The organism is Frankia sp. AgPm24 (genome assembly GCF_023243055.1).
Lineage (GTDB): Bacteria > Actinomycetota > Actinomycetes > Frankiales > Frankiaceae > Frankia > Frankia umida.
In genome coordinates this window covers 11,365-19,024 of the sequence record NZ_JALKFW010000149.1, presented here as the reverse complement: position 1 = coordinate 19,024, position 7,660 = coordinate 11,365, and the positions used below count along the sequence as shown (strand labels likewise).

4 protein-coding genes and 1 pseudogene are annotated in these 7,660 nt (G+C 72.5%); 4 read left to right on the top strand and 1 reads right to left on the bottom strand.

Annotated features, from left to right (window positions below; translation table 11 throughout):
- The 3 genes and pseudogenes from MXD61_RS07190 to MXD61_RS07180 form a co-directional block, all read left to right on the top strand.
- Positions 1-294, top strand: a pseudogene (locus tag MXD61_RS07190) (hypothetical protein); the annotation flags it as partial.
- A 95-nt stretch (positions 295-389) separates the two neighbouring features.
- On the top strand, positions 390-1,523 hold the full coding sequence (wecB, locus tag MXD61_RS07185; RefSeq protein ID WP_248812051.1) for a non-hydrolyzing UDP-N-acetylglucosamine 2-epimerase: 1,134 nt from the start codon (positions 390-392) through the stop codon (positions 1,521-1,523).
- A 39-nt stretch (positions 1,524-1,562) separates the two neighbouring features.
- Positions 1,563-2,087, top strand: a complete 525-nt coding sequence (locus MXD61_RS07180) for a hypothetical protein (protein ID WP_248812050.1) — start codon at positions 1,563-1,565, stop codon at positions 2,085-2,087.
- Positions 2,088-2,107: 20 nt separating this feature from the next.
- On the opposite strand, the gene MXD61_RS28380 is transcribed toward MXD61_RS07180, so the two are convergent.
- Positions 2,108-5,371: a tetratricopeptide repeat protein gene (locus MXD61_RS28380; RefSeq protein ID WP_308222692.1), complete on the bottom strand. Its 3,264-nt coding sequence runs from the start codon at positions 5,369-5,371 to the stop codon at positions 2,108-2,110.
- 377 nt (positions 5,372-5,748) lie between these two features.
- Here MXD61_RS28380 and fxsT point away from each other — a divergent pair.
- The coding region (gene fxsT / locus MXD61_RS07165; protein WP_248812049.1) for an FxSxx-COOH system tetratricopeptide repeat protein at positions 5,749-7,660 on the top strand (1,912 nt) is incomplete at its 3' end.

Genomic DNA, 7,660 nt, shown 5'->3' with positions numbered 1-7,660 from the left:
GCGCGGGAGGTGTTGGGGTGGCAGCCGCGGGTGGCCTTCGAGGAGCTGGTCGCGATGATGGTCGACAACGACCTCGCTCTCGAGTCCGAGGCCGCCACCCATGACGGCCTGCTGACCACCTCGGTGGCCGCTCCGCGCCGCGCGTCGAGCCCCGCGCCTCGTCCCGGCCCCCCGCCCGCCCCGCGGCCAGGACCTCTGCCCGGACCTCGCCCGAGCCCGCCCAGCCCGGCCACCTTGCCCAGCCCGGCCACCTCGGCTGGCGCGGCCACGTCGGCTGGTGGGGCGTCGGCATGACCGGATCCGGCTCCGTGCCGGCGCCACGGTCGGGAGGCGGGCCCGGCGCCGCTTTCGGGCCGCGGCCCGGTATCGGGCCTGGTGATCCGTCCGACGTGCACGCTGTGGTGGTCGCCGGGGCACGGCCGAACTTCGTCAAGGCCAAACCGGTGCTGGACGCGCTTGAGCGCACGGGGATGCGCACCAGCTTCGTCCACACCGGGCAGCACTACGACGAGGCGATGAGCGGGGTGTTCTTCGCCGACCTTGATCTGCGGGCGCCCGACCATCATCTGGCGGCGGGATCCGGCTCGCACGCCGTGCAGACGGCCGCGGTGATGACCTTGTTCGAGACGCTGCTGGGCCGGCTGCGCCCCGACCTCGTCGTCGTGTTCGGCGACGTGAACTCGACGCTGGCCTGCGCACTGGTCGCCGCGAAGGCGGGGGTGCGGGCCGCGCATGTCGAGGCCGGGCTGCGCAGCGGGGACAGGTCGATGCCCGAGGAGATCAACCGGATCGTCACCGACCGGCTGTGCGACGACCTGTTCGCGACATCACCCGAGGCCGTGGAGCATCTGCTGTGCGAGGGGGTGCCGTCCGAGCAGGTTCATCTGGTCGGCAACGTCATGGTGGACACGTTGCTGGCCCGCCGCGAGGACGCCCTCGCCCGACCGATCCTGGCCGACCTTGGCCTGCGCCCCGGCGGTTACGGTCTGCTCACACTGCACCGGCCGGCGAACGTCGACGACCCGGCCACGCTCACCGGCCTGCTCGGCGCCCTCGGCGAGATCGCCACCCGCTGCCCACTGGTCTTCCCGGCCCATCCGCGCACCGCCGCGCAGCTGGCCGACCGGCTACCCGCGGGAATCCGCCTCCTTGGACCGGTCGGCTACCTCGACTCGATCGCGTTGCAGGCCGGCGCCCGCCTGGTGCTCACCGACTCCGGCGGCATCCAGGAGGAGAGCACCGTCCTCGGGGTGCCCTGCCTGACCCTGCGAGACACCACCGAACGTCCACTCACCGTCACCGAGGGCACGAACCGGGTTGTCGGCCGGGACCCCGCGGTGGTCATCGCCGCCGCCCGCGAAGCCCTCGAGCATCCCCCGCCGCCGCGCCGCCCCGCCCTGTGGGACGGCCACGCCGCCGAGCGCATCGCCACCGTCCTCGCCCCCACCCCGCTCGCCTCCGCACCGCGCGCCGGTAACAGCGGCGAAAGCGGCCCGATCTCCCCCCTCACGCGGACACGGTGAGAGGATTACCCGCAGTGCCCGTCTTGCGGAGGGATCGACATGTCGCAGGCTCCGTCCGACCCTGAGCCCGAGGACTCGCCCAGCGCGCAGTCCACGTCGCACGGTTCCGCGGAACCGCCGGCGCCGCCCTCGACGGACCGTCCGCCACTGCCACCCGTGGACTGGAACGCGACGCCACCCGAACGCGAGCCGCTGCCACCCGTGAACTGGAACGCGGCGCCGGGTGAACGTCCACCGCTGCGCCCCGTGGACTGGGACGGCTCCTTCACCCGCACCTGGGCCAGCCGTGACGACCAGGATTTCGCGGACCGGGAGTCAGACCGATATGACTTCGAGTCGGACGAGCGGGAGCTGGCGCAGCTCATGCGGCAACAGACAGATGAGGCGAACGCGCGGGCGGATGCGCGGGCACAGGAAGCGCGGGAGCGGGCGGCCGAGCAGGCCCGGGCGGAGGCCGATCCGCGGCAGCGTCTGTTCGACCGGATGGGAAAGCTCGGGCGTGTCTTCGATGACGAGGACAAGGGGAACAGCGCCGATTCGGGCGATTCATCTGGGCGGAGCTGACGCCTTCTTCGAAGGTCTCATCAGCTAGGGAATTCGAGGTTGAGTCGCGGGGTTCGGTGTTCGGGAGTCGGTGAGTGCTCGACCCTGTCCGGCTGTTCCAAGGCCGGCCGGTTGGCCGATTCGGCGAGAGTCCTCCGGGCGCTGATGGTCTCCGGGTGAAACGGGCCGTGTTCGCGCATGGCGTCGGTGAAGGTGGCGCGGTCCAACGGTGCCGCATCGGCGTGCCGTCCAGCCTGGCGATAGGTGTCGGCGAGCGCACTGCGCCCGGATTTAGTGTCGGGATGGTCCGTGCCGAGGATCTCACCACGAGTGGCGTAGACGCGTTCCGCGAGATCGACAGCCTCGGGTAGACGGCCGGTTTCACGGCATACCTTGGCGAGGTCGGCAGCGGTACGCAACGTACGGGCGTCGGCAGCGCCATCGGCTCGGGCATGGGCGACCAGCTGCCGCTCCAGATGGTGGTAGGCCGCGTCAGGACGGCCGGTATCACGGTAGTGCGATGCCAGCCGTTCTCGGGAGTCGAGCGCCTGGGGGTGCATCGGGCCGAGGACGCGTTCGTGGCGGTTCAGAATGTGCTCCAGGTGCGGCGTTGCCTCTGTTGGTCTGCCATCAGTGATGTAAGCGGAGGCGAGACGCGTGTGGCTTATGACGGATGCTGGATGATCGCTGCCAAGTATGCGGTCGCGTCCGGTTGCCGCTCGATCGAACAAGGGCACAGCGCGGTCCGGCCGTCCTTCCTTCAGGTGGGCGAGGCCGAGAGTGTGGGCACTGTTCAGGGACTTTGGATGGTCGGGGCCGAGAATGCGGTCACGGCCGGCAAGCGCGTCCTCGAGCTCGTGGGTGGCGTCGTCGAGCCGGCCTGCCTGGAGGTAGATGGCTCCGAGGTTGTGGTGGCTGCCGAGAGTGGCGGGATGATCCGGACCGAGGACACGTTCGCGGGCCGCCAGGGTGGGTTCGGCGTAGGCGAGGGCGTCGTTGGTGGCGCCCATGCCTCGGTAGGTGACGGCGAGCTGGTGGCGGGTGTCGAGGGTCTGGGGATGGTCGGGGCCGAGGATGCGGTCGCGGTCGATGATGGTGGGCCGTAACAGGCGGACAGCGGCGTCGCCGCGGCCGGCGTCGGAGAGAGCGGCGCCGAGGCGGTGGCGGCTTTCCAGGGTGTCGGGGTGGTAGCGGCCGAGGACACGGGTGCGGTCGGCCAGGTTCTGGGTGAGCAGGCTGTGTGCGTGCTCGTGGTAGCCGGCGCGCTGGTAGGTGCGGGCCAGGGTTTCCCGGCTGGTGAGGGTGTCGGGGTGATCCGGGCCGAGGACGCGGGCGCGGTCGGCGGCGTTGCGTTCGGCGAGGGGGCCGGCGACCCGGGGATCGTCGGCGTTGAGGGCGGCGCGCAGGTGGGTTTCGCGGGCGGCCAGGGTGTCGGGGTGATTCGGGCCGTCAAGGCGTTCGTGGGCGGAGACGGCGCGGGCGGCCAGGGGTTCGGCCTGGTGGGGCTGGCCCTGTTCGGTGAGGTAGGCGGCGCTGTGCTCGGCGAGCCAGGCGGTGTGCGCGGTGTCGGCCGCGGGCGGGGTGGCGTCCAGGGTGGCCAGTGCGTGGGGGAGCAGTGTGCGCCACGCGGGCCAGGCCTCGGGGGTCGCGGCGACGCGTTCGGGTAGCGCCGCGTGCAGCATCCGGCCCAGTGAGTCGACGATCTGGTCGGCCTGCTCGGGGCTGGTGTCGGCGCGGACGGCCGCGCGGACGAGGGTGTGCAGGCCCACCCCGGCCCGGTCGGAGTGGGCGAGGCCCGCGCGTTGGAGGTCGGCGGCGAGGTCGGCGAGTTCCAACGGGCCGCGGGCGCTCGTGCGCAGGTCGCCGCCGGCGATCGTCTCCGGGGCGAGCGCGGGCAGCCAGCTGGGCATCGGCACGGACGCGTCGGCGTGGGCGGCGTAGCGCAGCAGTTCACCGGCGGCGGGATGGTCGGCGTGCAACGTCCGTAGGGTCTCGTCCCACAGGGTGGCGGCGGTGAGCCCGGGTCGTCCGGGGACCTCGCCCTGGCCGAGCAGGACCGCCGGGCGTGCCTCCAACGCCGCGAGGTAGACGGCGAGAGGAGCCTGACTCTCGCGGAGTCGGTGCGCGGCCTGGTCCAACGCCAGCGGATGATCCCCCAGCCGTTCGGCGATCCGCTCGGCCACCGCCACCTCGGCGGCGTCACCCCACCCGGCATCACCCCGATCGGCATTACCCCGGCCGACGTCGCTCCGGTCGAGGCCGACGACGCGGTCGGCGAGCAGCGCCACCGACTCGGCGCGCGGCATCGGTCCGACCGGCAGCACGGCGCCCGCGTCATCCCAGGCGTCGGTGCGGGAGGTGACGAGGATGCGCCCCTCGCTGGACGACGGTCGCAGCCAGCCGGGCAGTGCGTCCGGGTCGGCGGCGTCGTCGAGGATGAGCAGCCACCGTCCGTCGGCGGCGTCCAACCGGTCCAGCACAGCCGAGGGGTCCGCGTGCGCGGGCAGACCGAGCGCCGGGGCGAGGCCGCGGATGCGGTCACCTACGCGGTCCGCGCGTCCGGCGGGCACCCACCAGACGGCGTCGAAATCCATCCGCTGCTGGCGGACGTACTCGACGGCCAGACTGGTCTTGCCGATCCCGGCGAGTCCCGTCACCGCGACCAGCCGGTTGCGCGCCATCGACTCGCCGAGGTGGCCCAGTTCCCGGGTGCGTCCGACGAAACGGGCCGCCGGCCGCGGCACATTCCAGACGGCGGGCAACTCGCCGGGGAACAGCACCTCGGCGCGGAACCGGGCTGTCCGGTCGATGGTCCTGGCCGATTCGGGATGACCGGTGGATGTGGAATCGCCGGTGGATTCGGCGGATTCGGGGTTTCCGGTGGTTTCGGGATTGTTCAGGGCCGTGAGGAGCAGGGCTCGGGCGGCCAGGGGGGTGCGTCCGACCAGGTCGAGGGGGACCTGCTGGCCGAGCAGGCCGGGAATCGGGCGGTCGCTGACCCGTGCGACGAGCAGTCGGCGTTCGCCACCGGCGATCCGCGGCGACCAGGCCGAACCCCATTCGGCCAACGCCTGCGGTGATTCCAGATAACCGTCGGAGACGACCGCGATGGTGTGCCGGGAATGCTGGAGGGAGTCGTTCAGCCAGGCGATCCGGTTCATTCCCGGAACCACGTCCCAGCTGTCCAGCCGCACCCGATGCCCGGCCTCCTCCAGGGTGTGGGCGATCCACTGCCCCCAGTCGTCCCCGTCCGGTGCGCAGGACACGAAGACGTCGAAAGCACGCCCATCGCCCCCGACTGTCACCCGAACAGGATGGCATAGTCACCCAAACCGGATCCCACCTCGCGGCCAGCGCCCCGTAGGGGTTGCCGTAGTAGCCGCCGAAAATCGGGCGGATATGGCTGACCGGCTCTGATCCGCGGACTGTCCGGCGTCTCCGGCACCCCTGTGTACTCCGCGTCAGGGGCCGGATCGGTGGATGCCAGGTGGGTGTGCTGTTGCGGGGTCCGCGGCCGCGAGACGCGGGCTGGTTCCGACGGTGTGGCCGCCCCCGCCTGTTCCTGCTCCTGCCGGTCTGTGTCGGCGTGGGGAGGGGTGTAGCGGGGTGGCGGCCGGGGCCTGTTCGCTGTGCGGCGGGTTTGTGACGTTTCGTGGCGGTGGTGGTGGCAGGGTGGGTGGTTATGAGCGTGGGGGATCAGACGGCCGGCCACACCACACCACCACCGGCGGGTGGGGTGGATTTCTTCGTCTCGTACACGGGGGCGGATGAGGGGTGGGCGACGTGGGTCGCCGAGGTGCTGGAAGCCGCGGGTCAGGTGGTGCGGATCCAGGTGTGGGACTCCCCGGCGGGGGAGAACTTCGTGGTGTGGATCAGCGAGCAGATGGACGCTGCGGCGCGGACGGTCGCGGTCTGCTCACCGGCGTATTTCGTGTCGCACTGGTGCACCCAGGAATGGACCGGGGCGCTGGCCGGCCGGAAACTGACCCCGCTACGAGTCGCCGACTGTGCGATCCCGACGGTGCTGGGCATGATCGGCTACCGGGATCTGCACGGCGTCGACGAGCCCACCGCCCGACGCCGGCTCCTCGAAGCGGTCGGGTTGGCCGCCCCGAACCGGGTCTCGGCCGGTTTCCCCGGCGGGGTACCAGGACAGGCCCCGGCGGTGGAGGTGCCGTTTCCCGGCCGGCTGCCCGCGGTGTGGGGGTCGGTGCCGGCGCGGAACCTGCTGTTCACCGGCCGCGGCCCTCTCCTCACCGACCTGCATGACCGGCTGGCTGGTGGCGGGCGGGTGGCGGTGGCGGGGTTGCAGGGGATGGGTGGGGTCGGGAAAACGCAGCTGGCAGTGGAGTACGCCTGGCGGTATGCGGCCGGTCTGGATCTGGTCTGGTGGGTCGACGCGGAAACCGCGACCGGTTTGGAAACCGGCCTGGCTGAGCTTGCCGGAGCGCTGGGGGTCGGCGAGGGGGATGTGCCCGCGCGGGCCCGGGCGGCGCTGGTGGCGTTGGGTCGCCGCCAGGACTGGCTGCTGGTCTACGACAACATTCCCGACCCGCAGACCCTGGCCGGTCTGCTGCCCCCGGGCTCGGGGCGGCTGCTGGTGACCAGCCGGGACCCCGCGGTCCGCCGGGTCGGCGTCGACCTGGTCGAGGTCGGCGAGTTCACCCGGCCGGAAACCGCCGCGCTGCTACGCCGTCATGTTCCGACTCTGACCGACACCGAGGTGCGGCGGGTGGCGGAGGCGGTGGGGGATCTGCCGTTGGCCGTGGAACAGGCCGGCGCCTACCTCGCTGACACCACCATGCCCGTCGGCGTCTACCTCGCCGAACTCGCCGCCACCCCGGCGGTGCTCCTCGACGACGACACCCTGCACCACCCCGGACTCACCCGCACCGTCACCCTGGCCGCCGACCGGCTCGCCACCCTGCACCCGCAGGCTGCCCGGCTGCTCGACCAGCTGGCCTTCCTCGCCCCCGACCCCATCCCACTGACCAGCACCAGCCACCCCGAGCGCGGGGCGCTCGTCATCGGGGAACCGCAGACGGCCTATGGCATGCTCGCCGCGATCCGCCGCCTCGCCCTGGCCACCACCACCAGCAGCACCAGCCCCGGCACCGACCCGGACACCCCCACCCCTACCGCTACCAGACCCGATTCGGGTGCGGCCGCGGGCCGGTGGCGGATACACCGCCTGGTCCAGGCCCTGCTGCGCGCCCGCCTCACCCTCAGCCAGACGGCGAGCGCGGTCAGCGGGGTGTTGGACCTGCTCGCCACCGCCGACCCCGGCGACCCGAACAGTCCGGGGGACTGGCCTGCCTATGCCACCCTCACCCCCCACGTCAGCGCCGCCGCCGGCCACCTGGCCCTGACCGGCGTCGCCGAACCCGACGGATTCCGCCGGCTGCTGGCGCGCACCGGCTGGTATCTGCGGCGGGCCGGGCAGGCCGGCGCCGCCCGCACCCTGGCCACCCCCACCCGCCAGCGCTGGACCACCCACCCCGGCCCCGACCACCCCCACACCCTGAACATCACCATCACCCTCGCCGTCGCCCTCGCCGACCTGGGTGACCTTGTGGGGGCGCGGGTGCTGGCCG

What these genes read in the sequence shown, in the direction of transcription:
- MXD61_RS07180 (WP_248812050.1), top strand. Translation starts at nt 1,563, where the DNA reads ATGTCGCAGGCTCCGTCCGACCCTGAGCCCGAGGACTCGCCCAGCGCG.